Here is a 15,522-nt window from a genome sequence, read left to right on the forward strand (position 1 = left end):
AAGGTTCTAAGTTTTTTTACTTAGGAAAAACTTGCTAAAGCATACTTACTTTGCGACTCTGCGCCTTTGCGAGAAACAAAAAAAGCTGAAAACTGAAACTAAAACTGCGGCTTAAAAAACTACTTTCGATATTCTAAAGGCGAAATTCCGGTGTGGTTTTTAAAAAATCGCCCGAATGCCGACTGATTTTGAAAATTCAGTTCGTCGCTGATTTGATTAATCGTCAGGCTTTTGTTTTGCAATAATACTTTGGCTTCCTGAATTACAACTTCAGTAATCCATTCGCTGGCTGTTTTACCGCTGTTTTTTTTAATTACTTCAGATAAATATTTTCGGGTTACGTTTAGAGAATCGGCATAATATTCAACAGATCGCTGTTTTAGGAAATCTTTAAAGAGAAGAATTTTAAAATTCTGGAATATAGGATTTTGACTCACATCGACAGGAATTGTGTCTAAAACCGAATCGAGTTCATAAATCAAAATATATAAATAACTTATAAGCGTATCTGATTGATGTTTAGAGTTTCCGCGCAAGAGTTCACTAATTAAATTAAAAATGCGTTCAAATTTAATTTTCTGTTTTCCTTTTAATTCTAAAACATTATTGTTTTCAAAAAATTCATATTTCGATAAAAAGAAAACGTTGGTTTGTGTTTCAAGAAAAAACTGCGGTTTAAAAAATATAATATCGATTAAAATTTCGGAACTGTTTTTGGTAAAACTTCTTGTAACCGTGGGACCCAATGCTATAACAGCCGGAGCATGAATTATTTTTTTCTCAAGCTGAGTCTGCATAATAATCGAACCTTTTCGTAAAAACTCAACGGCATAACTTTCTGCCCTGTAAGGTTCGCTTATATAAGGATGCTCTGAAGTTTGTATGTAGAAATAATCATTTTTATCAGTAGTTGAAAAAAGACTTTTATGCTGGTTTAAGGAATAAGTTAGAATTTTATTTTTCAAAGCTTTATGGGTAACAATCGTAATTCAAAGATAACGAATACTACAGAGAATGAAAGACAAAAAAAAATGACGCTTAAAAGCGTCATTTTTGTATTTATAATTGCTAAAATTATTTTTTATCAATTCTATAAAGTCTTCCCTGATCAGTTACGGCATATAAAGCTCCGTCCGGACCTTGTGTAATATCTCTAAAACGTTGTCCTTCACTAGCCAATAATCTTTCTTCACCTACGACTTTATTATCTTTAATTACTAAACGGGCAATATGAGTAGCGCTTAAAGAACCAATGAAAAGATTATTTTCCCATTCAGGCACTCGGTTTCCTGTGTAGAAAGTCATACCACTTGGCGAAATAACCGGATCCCAGTAATAAACCGGCTGTTCCATTCCTTCTTTTTGCTGAATAGCATCACCAATAGGATCACCGCTGTATTCAATTCCGTAAGTAATTGTAGGCCATCCGTAGTTTGAACCTGCTTTTAAACGATTCAACTCATCACCTCCTCTTGGTCCGTGTTCACTTTGCCAGATTTCTTTCGTAACCGGATGCATTGCTAATCCCTGCGGATTTCTGTGTCCGTATGTAAATATTTCAGGTAAAGCTCCCGCTCCGCTAAAAGTTGGATTTCCAGAAGCCGGCTGACCATCTTTCGTAATTCTTATTACTTTACCCAAACTTGCAGTAAGTGACTGTGCTAAAGGACGAGTTTGTAAAACAGAACGTTCTCCTGTACTTACGATAAGATTTCCGGTTTGATCAAAAAGAATACGGCCTCCATAGTGAAGATCACTTGGATTTGCAGGGCTTGAACGATAAATAACCGTTGCGCCTTCTATTGTTTTTTCATTAGCTGCCAGTTTTCCTTTTGCTACAGATGAAATATTTCCTCCAGTTACAGCTTCAGAAAACACCCAGTAAATCATTCTGTTATTTGCAAAATCAGGATCAAGACATAAACCTAACAAACCTCCCTGATTAGCAGGATTAACAGCCGGAAGTCCCGTAATAGGCTCGCTTACAACTCCTGCAGTAGTTACAATGCGAAGTGTTCCTGTTGTTTTTTGAGTTACTAAAAGTCTTCCGTCTGGAAGTGCTTTAACGCCCCACGGACTTGTAAGTGCGCTTGTAACAATATCTGCTTTAAATTCTGTATCTGTAGTCATACCTGCAATTCTGGTTTGTCCGGTAAAAGCAGGTTTATATTGTGTGTTTGCAGGATTAGTTTCTACAGGATCTGTTACCGTTCCACCGCCATTTCCAGGCGCATCATCGTTGTTTGAGCAGCTAAAGGCAAATAATGCACTCGAAAGAATAAAAATGTACTTTAAATTTTTCATAGTAGTTATTTATTAAATTAATTTGGGTTATAAGCGACAAATATCCAAAATTAAAAACGGCTCGTTTTATATAATTTAAGGAAAGACTTACAGAATTACCGTGCCTTAAAACAAAAAAAAGACCGTTTTAAAATAAAACGGTCTTTTTGTATATATCTGTAAATGAAAACTTAATCCCACTTATTGGTTTTAGAAACAGCATATTTTCCTGCTCCGGTAAAGAACAATTCAAGTGAACCTAAAAGATAAAGCATTAATAATTCGTTTGCATAACCTCCGTGTTCGCTGATTGAAAAAATATCCTGAGCGTGCGCTACAGAAATAGCAACAACACAGGTTATCGCCAAAAGAACTGCAGCAATTCTGGTACGGAAACCTAATAAAATAGCAATTGGTGCTAAAACTTCTCCAATATAAACAGCATATCCAAATGCTCCCATATTATCTACAAGAAATGAAATTCCGTGAAGGATTTTTGCAATACCGTGAAAAAGCATTAAGCCTCCTACACTAATTCTTAATAACAATAATCCAAGGTCTGTGTTTTTTGAAATCATAACAATTTTGTTTTGGGGTTTAAAAAATTAAATACAAATTTGGCTTGTAAGCCGGCTAAAATACAAAACTTTTGTTATGATAAAAACGCATTATTTAAAATAATTCTAAATAATTATTTTAATACTCCACACAGCCTGTTAGAATACATTATCTTTTAGAATTTGATGGCAATTTTTCCAATAGTTTTTCCAGATTCTAATCGCTGATGTGCTTTTTTCAGATTCTCTGCCGAAAGTCCGTTATACGTTTCTTTTAAAGTCGTTTTTAAAACGCCTTCATCAAGCAAATCTGCTAATTGATTTAAAATGTTGTGCTGTTCGATCATATCTTCAGTTTGAAACATTGAACGTGTATACATCAATTCCCATGAAAATGAAACACTTTTGCTTTTTAGTTTATTCAAAACTACGGGCTCACTGCTTCCTGTTATCGATGCTATATGTCCCTGAGGTTTAATCAATTCGGTCATAATATCCCAATATGCATTGGTATCTACAAAATCCAGAATAAAATCTACGTGTTGAAATCCTGCAGTTCTAACAGAATCAATCAGGTTTTTATGATCAACAACAAAATCTGCACCTTGTTCTTTACACCAATCTATGGTTTCTGGTCTCGAAGCGGTAGCAATTACAGTAAGTCCGGCAATTTTTTTGGCCAACTGAATCGCGATAGAACCTACTCCTCCTGCTCCGCCAATAATTAAAATTGATTTTCCTTTGTCTTTTTCCGGATTTATACGAATTCGGTCAAAGAGAATTTCCCAGGCTGTTAATCCTGTCAGCGGTATAACTGCAGCTTCTTCAATTGATAACGATTTTGGTTTTCTGCCTGTAATTCTTTCGTCAATAATTTGATATTCGGCATTACTTCCCTGTTTTGTAATATCTCCGGCGTAGTAAACCGGATCGCCTACTTCAAATAAAGTTACTTTTTCTCCCACTGCCTGAACAATTCCTACGGCATCCCAGCCAATTATTTTCGGGGTTTCCAGAACGGTGTCTTTTGCTGCGCTCTGACGAATTTTAAAATCAACCGGATTTACAGAAATGGCCTCAATTTTAACTAATAAATCGTGCGCTCCGGGTGTTGGTTTTACAGTTTCAAATTCAATAAAACTGTCTTTTTCTTCTATGGGTAATGATGTTTTAAATCCTATTGCTTTCATATATTTATGATTTACTTTTTTAATTATAAGAACAAAGATATAAGCAGATTAGATTATACAAATGGTATATTTTGATACTAAATCGGTATAAATTAGGCATAGCATTTTTTAGCTGCAGATTTAATTATTAGAAAATCTACTAAATCTGCGGCAGCAATAATTAAAAATCAAATCTGCATGAAACTAAATAACCAGCACAAAATATATCTTTAAATTTGCAATACTAAAATCTTAAAAATGATTATTCGAAAAGCCGTAAAATCTGACTCGCCATACATTGCTCCTCTTTTGCTTCTTGCCATGGAAGACATTATATATAAGTTTATCAAAAAAGAAGATTACGCTGCTGCGAAAGAATTCCTGTTGTATTTTATTGAAAGTAAAAACAATCAGTATTCGTATCAAAACTGTTTTGTAGCCGAAGAAGAAAATATAATTGCTGGCGCAGTTAATGTTTACAATGGCGCCGACTTAATACTTTTGAGAAATCCCATAATCGAATATGTCCGTAAAAATTATAATCCGGAATTTGATCCGGAATTAGAATCAAAAGCCGGCGAATATTACATTGATTCTTTGGGTGTAAATCCAAACTATCAGGGAAAAGGAATTGGTTCTAAAATACTGAAATTTTTAATTGATGAATACGTCCTTAAAAACAAGGAAACTTTAGGATTACTGGTTGAAGAAGAAAATCCGCTGGCAAAAAACCTGTATTTAAAAATTGGTTTTAAAGTTGTGGGCGAAAAAACGCTGGTTGGAAAAAAACTGGAACATCTGCAGGTAAGTCCTGAATAAACTTCATTCGAATAACATCATATTTATAATACATTTATTCCCTTTTTAGGCAATTTGAAGCCCGGAATGTCGTTATTACAAAAAAAATACCATTAGAATGAAGAATATCACAATATTAGAAGCCGGTTTAATTTTAAGAATAGTTTTAGCAGTTACAATGCTTTCGGCAGTTTTAGACCGTTTTGGAATTTGGGGAGCACCTGGTTCAAACGGAGTTGCATGGGGAAACTGGGAAAACTTTGTAATCTATACACAATCACTAAATCCGTATGCTAATAAAGCAACAGCCGAAATTTTAGGAGGCATTGCTACTTTCTTCGAAGTATTACTAAGCTTATTATTGTTATTTGGTTTTAAAACGCGTCTTGCTGCCTTGGGAACTACATTTTTAATGTGTGCTTTTGCTTTTGCTATGGCGGTTTCAGTTTCTGTAAAAGCACCTCTGGATTATTCTGTCTGGACAAGTGCTGCAGCGGCTTTACTGCTGGCCAATATTGGTAAAACTTCTTTTGCTGTCGACAATAGAATATAGTTTATAAAATACAAAAGGGATAGAAAATTTTCTATCCCTTTTTTTTTGCACCCCAAATATATTTTACACCATTAAACTATAAAAGGGCTTCAACGTAATTGGCAATCTGAGAATCAGTTTGAGAATTAAAAGAAGACTGCACCAATTGAACGGTTAAAAACAACGTATCATCTTTCAATTCCATTTTTACATCGTCGTTGTTTTCTGAGTTGGTTAAATGTATGGTGTTCATTTTATCCTGCAGCGCTTCTTTCCCCATATCATCAGTGCAAATCTTTTTTACAAATGACTCTACATCATCAAAAACAATATCCAGTCTTGATAAAGGATATTCATCATAAGCTGTAAAAGTATTCCAGTCTATATCTACTTTAATATCATAACCGGCTCTTTCTTTTAATTTTGCTTCAAAGGCCGGAAGTTTTTCTGTTTTAATTGATTCTGCTAAACGTTTTTCTGCTAATCCCATATTGTTTTAAATATTAATTACAAGGGCAAATGTATCTTTAGGATTTATTTTATGCATCACTATAAATAGTGATTTTGCGTTTCATTTCCCTTAATGATTTATCAAATCGATTACGCCTTTATTGGCTAAAATTTCAGACAGCATCGATGATTCATATCCCATTAATTTGGCTTTTCGGGCTTCTTTTAAAGCTTTTGCCGGATCTTTTAGTTTATAATACATTTCGCCGAGATTGCAGACAAAAATGGGCTCTTTAGGATTAATTTCTATTGCTTTTTCAAAATACGGAAGTGATTCTTCATATCGCAGCTCGAGATCCAGAATACATCCGTAACTGTTGTAAATCAAAGCCTGAACCGGCGGTTCGTGTTTGGTTTTGGCAAAATAATAATCTCTTTTACTGTAGCAGGTTTCAAAACCTTTGGTGTACCAAAGTATTCGTACTTCTAGAAAATAAGCCGAAGCATATTCTGAATCAATGGCTTTTAAGGCATCACATTTTTGTTGTGCGTCTTCATAATTTTTGGCAAAAACAAAATCCCAGCCTTCTTGTAAAAGAGTTCGTTTTGTAGTGTCTTCATTTTTCTCACGCTGCTGGTCATTCATATCTTTTTTTCGGTATTGGTCAATTTCGATTTCCCAATCAGTAAAAAGTGTTTTCTTTCCGTTTGCAATAACGGTAAAAACCAAATCTGAAGCGTCATTATCTTTAAAATCAAGAGAAAATGAAATTCTATTTTCAAAATCATCAAGCAGCACTTTTTCAATAAGCTGATTTAATTTTAAGGTATCGATGTGCAGTTTGAGCCACGGAAATAAATATGAACCCCTATAAACAAAAGTTATTTTTTTTGGTAATGGTTTAAGGTCAAATTCGACTGCAGCTTCTTTTTCAATCTTATAATTTTCAAAATTAGTATTGTTTATTTCCAGATAATGATCTTTATGCAAACCCGAAAATTCTAAATTCCAAACTATTAATTTCTCTTTAAGTTCAAAACGTTCCTGAATAGTATTTGATTTTCTAAGTGTCTCTATCAGGTCTGAAAAATGCTTTTTGTCATCATAATATTTATGACTGGATTGATGTGCGATAAGTTTTTTATTCTTTTCTTCTTCTGAAATTTCTGTTGGTTTATGAGATTGAAAGTCCAGTAAAACCGCGTCTTCATTATATAATTTGAAGCCTCCGTTTTGATGAAGATGCAGAAAAGTTCGTTTTGCTTTTTGCCCTCTTATACTTTTGGGTTCATTAAGCGGATATTTTTCTTCTTCGAGTTTAAATTTGTCAATAGAAAACGGAACATTGACTTTATAATATTGATCTTCAACAATAGAATACCACGAAATTTCAAATTGATCTGCTCCAAACGGAATATGAATTAATCCCGAAAATGCAGATTGTTGTAAATGATTGTATTTTGAAGAAGTTTCCATTTCTGCCAGTTCTTTATCTGAATAAAACGGAATGTTGTTTTCTACTTTTATATCTGAAATTAAATCTTTTGAAGTATTTATAAAAGCAATCGAATCGATATAAGTAAGGAGTTCTCTGTCATGATAAACACTAAAATAGACTTTTAAATACGTGTTGGCTATTTTTACTTTGGCATAATGATTTGAGCCAAAATATTGAATATAATATACGATTGGTGTTCCAAAAAGAATTAACGCCCAGATTGTAAAATACAATGTGTTGAATATTCCAGTTTCCTGATACTGAACTAAAGTATAAACGCCATAATCTGTAAAAAGTAAAAAAGCTGCTGTAAGAACAAATCCAATTAAAAATTCGAATGTAATACCAGAACGTGATCTTCCGTAATAATAAAAGTAAAAATAACCGCACCAAGCGAGTGCAGCATTAAAAAAGACGGCAAACCCTAATCCAATAAAATAAAGAAGCAGGTAGCTTATAAACGATGCTGCGCACAATATACCGACAGGAAAGAAAATTTCACTGCTAAAATAAACGGGGTCTACTTTTTTATAGGAAAGGTAATTTTTCATGATTTTATTCTGGTTTAAAAGGCAAATGTAAATTTTCGCAAACCTGCAGAAGTCATCATAAATAGTGATTTTGAAAAAGTAATATTCAAAAAAAACCGAAGCAATTTTAAAAATTACTTCGGTCAAAAAAAATAGTGTTCAGGGCTTGAGTTAAGATAAATTCAAATTAGTCTTTAATAATATTGAATCCCATAATACGGCCGCTTTCTTTTAAACGGAAAGTTTCTTTTACAACTTTTGTTTCAGGGTTGTACTGGTTAACTCCAGAAAAACCATCTGATGTGCTGTTTGATAAGAAATAGATTTCTCCGTTATGGAAAAATGGATTTTGTGTTGTGTAGAAATTATCTGGCGGCATGTTTAAACGAGTTGCTTTTTTAGTAACTGCGTCAATTTCATTCCAAAACCAAACATCGTCTCTATATTTAACTCCGTGCTGCCCGCCTCCGTAGTAAGAAACTGCTCTTGAAGGAATTGTAGTGTAGATTTTTCCGTTGTGAGCAAAAAGTCTGTTAAACTCAGCCGGGAATTGGTACGACTTCATATCGATAACAAATGATGCATCAAAGTTAACTTCTCCTTTTTTAATTCTTAAAATTTTTGAAGAAAGTGCAGAAGCTTGTAATTTCATATCACTTACAGATGCAAAATATAAATCGCCTGTAACTTCATCTAAAGTCCATAAAACGTGATCGATAAATACACCTAAGTTAGTTGTACCTTCCATTCTGGTTACGTTTTCGATTTTGTTTGTTGTTAAATCGTAAACTGCAATTGCTACGTCATTAGTAGACGGTGTTACCTGCCAGTTTCCTGCAGCTTTGCTTCCTAACAATAAGTCAAGGTATAATTTGTTGTCTCTTTTTGCAATAATCAACTGTCCGATAGATTCTAAAGGCTGTCCTTGTGAAAGTGAAGAAAAGTCAATTTCTCCTGTTCTTTCCATTGTTGTTGGGTTAAAAGTCTGAAGTTTTAATCCGCCTCTAACTTTATCCCAGTAGTAACCTTCTGTTGGACTTGCTACTAAGAAGTTTGTTTCGTAAGCATTAGATTGTGAAGCTAAAAATCCTAAATCTACAATTTTTCCAGAGGCATCAATTCCCATTTTATTGATTCCTTGTTTTGTATTAGATACATCATTTACTTTAAAAAGCATTTTATCTAATGCTCTTCCTCCTAATGAAGAAGCTACTTGTAAAAATGGTAATCCAGAAAGGTTGATTTCTCTTGATTTGTTATCTTTTAAGGCATAAATACCACCGCTCCAGTTTGCTGCACCGTTGTAAATAACCCAAGTTTCATTTTTTGGCAGCGTATCATCATTGTTTCCGTTATCCGGAGTATTGTTATCGTCATTGCTGCTGCAAGAAAATAAAATCATACAAGCAGCGATTCCTGCCAGTACTGAACGAAGTGAGTTGCTTCTTTTCATAATTGATCTGATTTATTGGTTTGATTTAAAAAAAATTATATACTAATTTGAGGTGAAAGGATCTTCCGGGTCTCTGCACATTAAAATTGTCGTACAGCTTTACATCTCCAATATTTCTGCATTCTGCCGATATAGTCGTTTTATGTGCTGCGAAATGATAATAAACCCCGACATCGTTGGTAAACTGTCCCGTTCTGCCGTCTTTTGGAATAATTAAAGAAGTCTGAAAATCTTTTACAGGACCAAACAAAGAAGGTTCCTGATTTTTTGGAATTGCCACCAGAAAAAATCGGTGTGTATAATTGGCATTCCACGTAAAATTTAGATTATCGCCGTCTTTAAATATATTTTTGAAAAACGTGTTAGCCCAGAAATTCCCAAACAAAAACGGAATATTAGGAACTCTCGAATCGTTTAAATACTTAAAAGTAGCTTCCTTAATTCCTACTCTTCTGATATCCTGATAGGTTACGTTAAAACCTGTATTAAACCATTTTACAGGAGCATAATTGGTTTCAAATTCAAAACCTTTGATTTCGGTTTGTTCGTAGTTAATATATCGGCTGAACGGAATATCATACTGTAGAAAAATCCCGTCTTTGGCATTTCTGTAAAATAAGTTTCCAGAAAAAGTAAGACTGTTGTTAAGCAGCGAATATTCTCCGTTTAAATTTAAATTCTGGCTTCTTTCCGGTTTCAGATCTAAGTTTTCGCGGATCATTACAGCATCTCCAAAAATTTCTGACTCATCCGGAAGACGCGTGGCATATTCATAAGAAAACTTTATTAAATAGTTTTTCTCAGCCCATTTAAATCCTGCTAAATAACCAAACTCGCTGTCGTCTTTTGATGATTTCCAAGCCGCGCCGTAATTATCTGTAGTATATCCGTTGGTATTATAATGGTAATATTTTCCTGCCAGAATACTTTCCAATCTAGTATCAACCCATAGAGAACGCCACGCCAGCGCCATATTGTCTTTTCTGTACGTTGCAGGAATTGTCATCACGTCGGTACCATCAATTGGAGAAATGGCGCCTAAAGGATCGCTTCCTTTTCTTCTTTGATATTGAAACAATTCACTAAACTCCAAAAAGTTTCTGTCAGACAATTGATATTCCATGTTTAACCTTGAAGAAACAAGATTATATCGCAGTTTTTGAAGATTTCCTGCACGTATTTCCCCAGCCTGTAAATTGCTGGCGATAATATCTCCGTTCCAATTATAACGAACTGTGGCTGTGTCTATAAATCGGGTATTAAAATGACCGTAATTCGTCAGGAAATTTACCTTTAGTTTATCATCAAAAAATTTCTTTTTATAATGAACCATTCCGGTAACATTCTGCTCTTTTGAGAAAGCCTGTCCGTATACATTTACCATCTGTGCATCATTCTGAATTTGTTTGTAGAAATCAGAATAAATCAATGTTAAACGCAGATCATCTGCCCATGCTTTTTCTTTTAAACCAATAAAACCTTCTGCATAATTGGATCTTGCCATATCATGAAAACGTCTTACGGTTTTAAATTCCTCGTTCGTAGCGTTTTGAATTGGAACATTTACTTTATAGTTGTTATCAGAATAATTTAAAGAACCGTTAAAACCGCCGTAAAAATTCTTTTTATTTTGAAGATAAAGATTCGCCGTTGCGCGATGTGTATTAAAAGAAGCGATTTCGTACGATACTTCGGCAAAGTTTTTATTTGAAGTTCTGCTCACTAAATTTACACCGCCGCCCAGCGCATCCGAAGCCAGATAAACCGGCATAACGCCTTTGTAAATTTCAACACGGTCGAGCATATTTACAGGAATTGTTCCAAGGCTGAAACCGTGTCCGAATAACTCAATTGGAATTCCGTCTTTAAAAATACGGATTGCTTTTCCCTGAAGTCCGCCTAAATTAATCTGAACCTGAGAACCAACATTTCCGTTTGTTCTTAACTTAACTCCCGAAGCGCGATTTAAAAAGTCGCCTACATCGCCCGTTTTATCATATTGTTTTTTAAGATCGATAACCTGAACCGAAAAAGGTGATTCTTCAATCTGGGTTTTTAGGGTTTTGTTTTGTATTAGAACTTCTTTTAAATTTGCGAGATCACTATTTGAAGCATCTAATTTGAATGTAAAATGATTTTGTTCGCCGCATGCCACAGAAATGGTTTGTCTGGATTTAATAATATCATTTTTTACAATTTCAATAGTATAATTTCCATCAGTAAGAGAAAGTTCCAAAATACCTGCTGTATTGCTGTTTCCCATTGGTTTATTATTCACCAGAATGGTTAGACCCTGCGCAGGATTTCCAAGATTATCTTCAATATGAATAAAAACCGGACAGGCACTTGCAGAGAAAAGCCCAGCCAGGAACATAAACATAAGGTTTAATTTAAATGTCAAAGCTGTTTTTATTTAAACTTATTATAAATTATATTTGCAGTGCAAAAGTATTTGATAACCGATGGTTGTACTTATGAAAATGGAAGTTTAAATTATGAATATAGAAGTATAAGGTATGGCGTTTAAAATTGATTCAAATGATTTTGCAGATTTTCTGACAAGTGATCCAAAACTAGATACAGGACTTTCAGAAATCGAACTTGAAGGAGAAAAAGACACCAAGTTCGTGACTCCAAAAGGTGACATTTTATTTCATGAGCAGGCTGTTACCGAAGAGCTGACTATTGTTCAGGGAAATTACCAGCTGCATGACGATATTGCGATTTCCGGACGTGGCGATTCTTCGCTTTTAGAAATGCATTTTAATCTTTCTGATCAAAAAATCGGATATATTAATCCGGGTTCTGCAAAAGGTTTTGCGGCGCCTATGTCGGGTAATATTACTTTCCTTTCTGCTGAAGATAATCATGCAAAAATTGACTTTAAAAAAGATATTATCTACAATACTTTTGACATTCATCTTCCTTTAAATGTTTTGTCTAAATACGAAGGCGAATCTAAAGTTATGGACAGCTTTCTTAATAATATCCAAACCAATAACAGTACGGCTTTAGCCAAAGGAGAAATTAAAATTGGCGCTAAAATTTACAGTGCTATTCAGGATATTAAAAACTGTTTTTATAAAGGTCTTACCCGAAAAATATACATCGAATCTAAAATTTATGAACTTATTGCTTTAAGTCATCATGATTTAGATCAGCAAAAAGAAGCTTCTAATTTAAGCGGAAGCGATGTAGAAAAAATAAAATTTGCCGCACAGTTAATCCGCGAAAACATCGATAATCCGTTTACTATTGTAGAACTGGCGCGTAAAATCGGTGTCAACCAAACGAAACTAAAAGAAGGTTTTAAAACCATTTTTGGCGATACTGTTTTTGGTTATCTGCAGGAAATCAGAATGAACAATGCCAGACATTATTTAACTGATACTACACTTTCTATTCAGGAAATCAGTCATCTTTCCGGCTATCAAAATGTTTCTAATTTCAGCATTGCATTTAAAAGAATATTCGGCTACCCGCCTACTAAGCTGCGTCTTAAGGTTTAGTTTTGAGTTGCAGTCTTCAAGTGTTCAGTTTTTAGTTTTCAGTGACAGTAAGAACTTCAAGCTTCATCAAAGGCTAAAACTTGAAAAGTGTATTTACACTAATTAAAACTATATCTACAACTGAACACTGAGGCTGAAAATTTTTTTAAGTTATATTTAAGGTCAGAAACGTATTCTGAACAAATATGTATTCGTAAATTAGCAGATACAAAAATTTATCTTAAATGACAGTACTTACCTTTACCCTGATTATGCTTCTTGGGGCTTGCCTGGCCGGTTTTATCGGTTCATTATCAGGATTAGGAGGCGGCATTATTATCATTCCCCTTCTTACAATCATTCTCGGTGTCGATATTCATTATGCCATTGGAGCTGCTTTAGTTTCAGTAATTGCAACATCTTCAGGTTCTGCAGCGGCATATGTAAAAGAAGGAATTACCAACATGAGACTTGGAATTTTCCTTGAAATCGCCACTACAATTGGAGCCGTTTGCGGTGCACTGCTTTCTACGATTGCTCCTACTTCATTCATTGCCGTTTTATTCGGACTTACGTTAATTTTCTCTGCTATTAATTCACTTCGAAAGAAGGAAGAACATATTGTTTTAGAATCGAGTCCTTTGGCTAAAAAACTAAAACTTGACGGAACTTACCCAACTCACGATGGCGAAGTGGTTCACTACGGAACTAAAAATGTAATTGGCGGTTTTAGTATGATGGGCGTTGCCGGAATGATGTCGGGATTATTAGGAATTGGTTCCGGAGCATTTAAAGTAATTGCTATGGACAACATTATGCGAATTCCTTTTAAGGTTTCGACCACTACAAGTAATTTTATGATGGGCGTTACGGCAATGGCAAGTTCTGTTATTTATATTCAAAAAGGATATATCGAACCGGGAATTTGCATGCCGGTAGTTATTGGCGTATTATTTGGCGCTATGGCCGGAGCTAAAGTTTTAGTGAGAACAAATCCTAAAAAACTGCGAATCTTTTTTGCCTGCCTGATTTTTGTACTGGCGATTAATATGATTTATAACGGAATTAATGGAAAAATCTAAAGTTATGCAGCACGAAAAATTTGGAGAAAAAGATTTCCAGACTATCATTGGAAACTTATTACGTTATGGTGTTTGGATTTCATTATCAGTAGCTTTTATTGGAGGAATCGTATATTTAATGCATCACGGAAATGAAATTGAAGATTATTCCGTTTTTAAAGAGAATGACCGAAACATTTTTGAAGTTATTTCAACCGTTTACCACGGTGCAATTCAGGGAAATGGAGCTTATTTAATATTTGTGGGTATCATTTTACTTTTTCTTACACCTGTTTTTAGAGTTTTGCTTTCTCTGTTTTCATTTATGCTTGAGAAAGATTACTTATATGTTACGATTACTCTAATTGTGATTTTAATTATTATAACGAGTATATCGTTTGGTTTCTCGCATTAATTTTAGATTGCAGATTGTTAGATTGCAGATTTTAGATTGTAGAATTTGGGATTTTAGAGTTTGGATTGCAGATTTAGAATTTGGAATTTGGAATTTGGGATTTTAGAGTTTTGGAATTTGAATTTAGAATTTTCAAAAAAATGGATTTTAAAAGAAATTTATGGAAATAGGAATTGACAGTTTTGCTTCGGCTATGTATGGCGATAACAATACTTTGAGTAGTGTTGATGCAATGGAGCAGCTTTTGCAGAGAATTGAATTTGCAGATCAGTGCGGACTGGATGTTTTTGGAATTGGAGAACATCATAAAAAAGAATTTCTGGACTCCGCAACTGCCGTAATCTTAAGCGCAGCAGCGGCAAGAACTAACAATATACGACTGGCAAGCGCCGTAACCGTTTTAAGCGCTGCCGATCCTGTGCGAGTGTATCAAAGTTTTGCCACATTGGATTTAATTTCAAAAGGAAGAGCCGAAATTGTTGTAGGCCGAGGTTCTGCTATTGAAGCATATCCGCTTTTTGGATATGATCTTAAAGATTATGATGCGCTTTTTAAAGAAAAACTGGAACTGCTTTTACAAGTTAGAGATAACGAATTTATTACCTGGTACGGAAAATTTCGTCCGGAATTAAATAATCTTCCGGTTTACCCTAGAGCTTTACAGGAAAAAATGCCTGTTTGGCTTGGTGTTGGCGGAACACCTGAATCTTTTATTAGAGCAGGAAGTTTAGGTTTACCTCTAATGGTTGCTGTTATTGGCGGACAGACGCATCGTTTTAGACCTTTAATTGATTTATATCGTCAGGCTGGTGAAGCTGCAGGATTTAAACCTCACGAATTAAAAGTAGGATTACATTCTCCGGGCTATGTATCTAATTCAACCGAAAAAGCCATTGAAGAATATTATCCGGGTTATGCCGAACTTTGGACCAAATTAGGCTACGAAAGAGGCTGGCCTCCGGTTACAAAAGGCAAATTTGACGGTTTAATTGATGATCTTGGCGTTTTAATCGTAGGAAGTCCAGAACGTGCTGCCGAGAAAATTTTACGTCACAGCGAAGCGCTTGGCGGTGTTGAAAGATTTACTTTCCAGATGGATAACGCAGGATTAACACATTCGCAGTTAATGAACGCCATCGAACTTATCGGAACAAAATTAATCCCGTTGATTAAGAAAGGATAATTTTAACCCAAAAAATAAAAAAGGCTTTAGCTAAACCGCTGCTGGTTTGGCTAAAGCCTTTTTCAATCTGAATTCAATATTCCTCGAGTTAAAACCGGAGGCAA

14 protein-coding genes are annotated in these 15,522 nt (G+C 34.6%); 6 read left to right on the plus strand and 8 right to left on the minus strand.

Going from position 1 to position 15,522, the window contains the following annotated elements:
* Positions 1–119: 119 nt before the first annotated feature.
* From ABD859_RS10810 to ABD859_RS10825, 4 genes are all read right to left on the minus strand, one after another.
* Complete coding sequence (locus ABD859_RS10810) at positions 120–965, minus strand: helix-turn-helix domain-containing protein (RefSeq protein WP_345144111.1); 846 nt, start codon at positions 963–965, stop codon at positions 120–122.
* Between the two features lie 109 nt (positions 966–1,074).
* Entirely contained in the window at positions 1,075–2,304 is a 1,230-nt protein-coding gene (locus ABD859_RS10815; RefSeq protein ID WP_345144114.1) for a PQQ-dependent sugar dehydrogenase, read from the minus strand.
* A 170-nt stretch (positions 2,305–2,474) separates the two neighbouring features.
* Positions 2,475–2,861 carry a DoxX family protein gene (locus tag ABD859_RS10820; RefSeq protein ID WP_345144117.1) on the minus strand — a complete coding sequence of 129 codons (387 nt, stop codon included), beginning with the start codon at positions 2,859–2,861 and terminating at the stop codon, positions 2,475–2,477.
* A gap of 155 nt (positions 2,862–3,016) precedes the next feature.
* Positions 3,017–4,030 (minus strand): zinc-binding alcohol dehydrogenase family protein, encoded by a 1,014-nt coding sequence (locus ABD859_RS10825; RefSeq protein ID WP_345144120.1) that lies wholly within the window; start codon positions 4,028–4,030, stop codon positions 3,017–3,019.
* 237 nt (positions 4,031–4,267) lie between these two features.
* Here ABD859_RS10825 and ABD859_RS10830 point away from each other — a divergent pair, with 237 nt between their 5' ends.
* Together ABD859_RS10830 and ABD859_RS10835 are read left to right on the plus strand one after the other, a co-directional pair.
* On the plus strand, positions 4,268–4,828 hold the full coding sequence (locus tag ABD859_RS10830) for a GNAT family N-acetyltransferase (RefSeq protein WP_345144123.1): 561 nt from the start codon (positions 4,268–4,270) through the stop codon (positions 4,826–4,828).
* 97 nt (positions 4,829–4,925) lie between these two features.
* Entirely contained in the window at positions 4,926–5,360 is a 435-nt protein-coding gene (locus tag ABD859_RS10835; protein ID WP_345144126.1) for a DoxX family membrane protein, read from the plus strand.
* 76 nt (positions 5,361–5,436) lie between these two features.
* Here the strand turns inward: ABD859_RS10835 and ABD859_RS10840 are convergent, their stop codons facing one another.
* The 4 genes from ABD859_RS10840 to ABD859_RS10855 form a co-directional block, all read right to left on the minus strand.
* Complete coding sequence (locus ABD859_RS10840) at positions 5,437–5,829, minus strand: hypothetical protein (protein WP_345144129.1); 393 nt, start codon at positions 5,827–5,829, stop codon at positions 5,437–5,439.
* 90 nt (positions 5,830–5,919) lie between these two features.
* Positions 5,920–7,839, minus strand: a complete 1,920-nt coding sequence (locus tag ABD859_RS10845) for a tetratricopeptide repeat protein (protein WP_345144132.1) — start codon at positions 7,837–7,839, stop codon at positions 5,920–5,922.
* 166 nt (positions 7,840–8,005) lie between these two features.
* On the minus strand, positions 8,006–9,271 hold the full coding sequence (locus ABD859_RS10850; protein ID WP_345144135.1) for a hypothetical protein: 1,266 nt from the start codon (positions 9,269–9,271) through the stop codon (positions 8,006–8,008).
* Positions 9,272–9,296: 25 nt separating this feature from the next.
* On the minus strand, positions 9,297–11,651 hold the full coding sequence (locus tag ABD859_RS10855) for a TonB-dependent receptor (RefSeq protein WP_345144137.1): 2,355 nt from the start codon (positions 11,649–11,651) through the stop codon (positions 9,297–9,299).
* A gap of 136 nt (positions 11,652–11,787) precedes the next feature.
* Here ABD859_RS10855 and ABD859_RS10860 point away from each other — a divergent pair, with 136 nt between their 5' ends.
* The 4 genes from ABD859_RS10860 to ABD859_RS10875 all read left to right on the plus strand — a co-directional run bounded on the left by ABD859_RS10860 (position 11,788) and on the right by ABD859_RS10875 (position 15,418).
* Positions 11,788–12,780: a helix-turn-helix domain-containing protein gene (locus ABD859_RS10860; protein WP_345144140.1), complete on the plus strand. Its 993-nt coding sequence runs from the start codon at positions 11,788–11,790 to the stop codon at positions 12,778–12,780.
* A gap of 224 nt (positions 12,781–13,004) precedes the next feature.
* Positions 13,005–13,841: a sulfite exporter TauE/SafE family protein gene (locus ABD859_RS10865; RefSeq protein WP_345144142.1), complete on the plus strand. Its 837-nt coding sequence runs from the start codon at positions 13,005–13,007 to the stop codon at positions 13,839–13,841.
* Complete coding sequence (locus ABD859_RS10870; protein WP_345144145.1) at positions 13,828–14,235, plus strand: DUF1634 domain-containing protein; 408 nt, start codon at positions 13,828–13,830, stop codon at positions 14,233–14,235. The genes ABD859_RS10865 and ABD859_RS10870 overlap by 14 nt, the downstream gene beginning before the upstream one ends.
* Positions 14,236–14,395: 160 nt before the next feature.
* The gene (locus tag ABD859_RS10875) at positions 14,396–15,418 is read left to right on the plus strand and encodes an LLM class flavin-dependent oxidoreductase (RefSeq protein ID WP_345144148.1); all 1,023 of its coding nucleotides are present in this window, start codon (positions 14,396–14,398) and stop codon (positions 15,416–15,418) included.
* The last annotated feature ends 104 nt before the right edge of the window (positions 15,419–15,522 follow it).

The organism is Flavobacterium ginsengiterrae (assembly GCF_039539785.1).
GTDB classification, from domain to species: Bacteria; Bacteroidota; Bacteroidia; order Flavobacteriales; family Flavobacteriaceae; genus Flavobacterium; species Flavobacterium ginsengiterrae.

What these genes read in the sequence shown, in the direction of transcription:
- ABD859_RS10815 (WP_345144114.1), bottom strand. Translation starts at nt 2,304, where the DNA reads ATGAAAAATTTAAAGTACATTTTTATTCTTTCGAGTGCATTATTTGCC.
- ABD859_RS10845 (WP_345144132.1), bottom strand. Translation starts at nt 7,839, where the DNA reads ATGAAAAATTACCTTTCCTATAAAAAAGTAGACCCCGTTTATTTTAGC.
- ABD859_RS10820 (WP_345144117.1), bottom strand. Translation starts at nt 2,861, where the DNA reads ATGATTTCAAAAAACACAGACCTTGGATTATTGTTATTAAGAATTAGT.
- ABD859_RS10875 (WP_345144148.1), top strand. Translation starts at nt 14,396, where the DNA reads ATGGAAATAGGAATTGACAGTTTTGCTTCGGCTATGTATGGCGATAAC.
- ABD859_RS10825 (WP_345144120.1), bottom strand. Translation starts at nt 4,030, where the DNA reads ATGAAAGCAATAGGATTTAAAACATCATTACCCATAGAAGAAAAAGAC.
- ABD859_RS10865 (WP_345144142.1), top strand. Translation starts at nt 13,005, where the DNA reads ATGACAGTACTTACCTTTACCCTGATTATGCTTCTTGGGGCTTGCCTG.
- ABD859_RS10830 (WP_345144123.1), top strand. Translation starts at nt 4,268, where the DNA reads ATGATTATTCGAAAAGCCGTAAAATCTGACTCGCCATACATTGCTCCT.
- ABD859_RS10835 (WP_345144126.1), top strand. Translation starts at nt 4,926, where the DNA reads ATGAAGAATATCACAATATTAGAAGCCGGTTTAATTTTAAGAATAGTT.
- ABD859_RS10870 (WP_345144145.1), top strand. Translation starts at nt 13,828, where the DNA reads ATGGAAAAATCTAAAGTTATGCAGCACGAAAAATTTGGAGAAAAAGAT.
- ABD859_RS10850 (WP_345144135.1), bottom strand. Translation starts at nt 9,271, where the DNA reads ATGAAAAGAAGCAACTCACTTCGTTCAGTACTGGCAGGAATCGCTGCT.
- ABD859_RS10860 (WP_345144140.1), top strand. Translation starts at nt 11,788, where the DNA reads ATGGCGTTTAAAATTGATTCAAATGATTTTGCAGATTTTCTGACAAGT.
- ABD859_RS10855 (WP_345144137.1), bottom strand. Translation starts at nt 11,651, where the DNA reads ATGTTTATGTTCCTGGCTGGGCTTTTCTCTGCAAGTGCCTGTCCGGTT.
- ABD859_RS10840 (WP_345144129.1), bottom strand. Translation starts at nt 5,829, where the DNA reads ATGGGATTAGCAGAAAAACGTTTAGCAGAATCAATTAAAACAGAAAAA.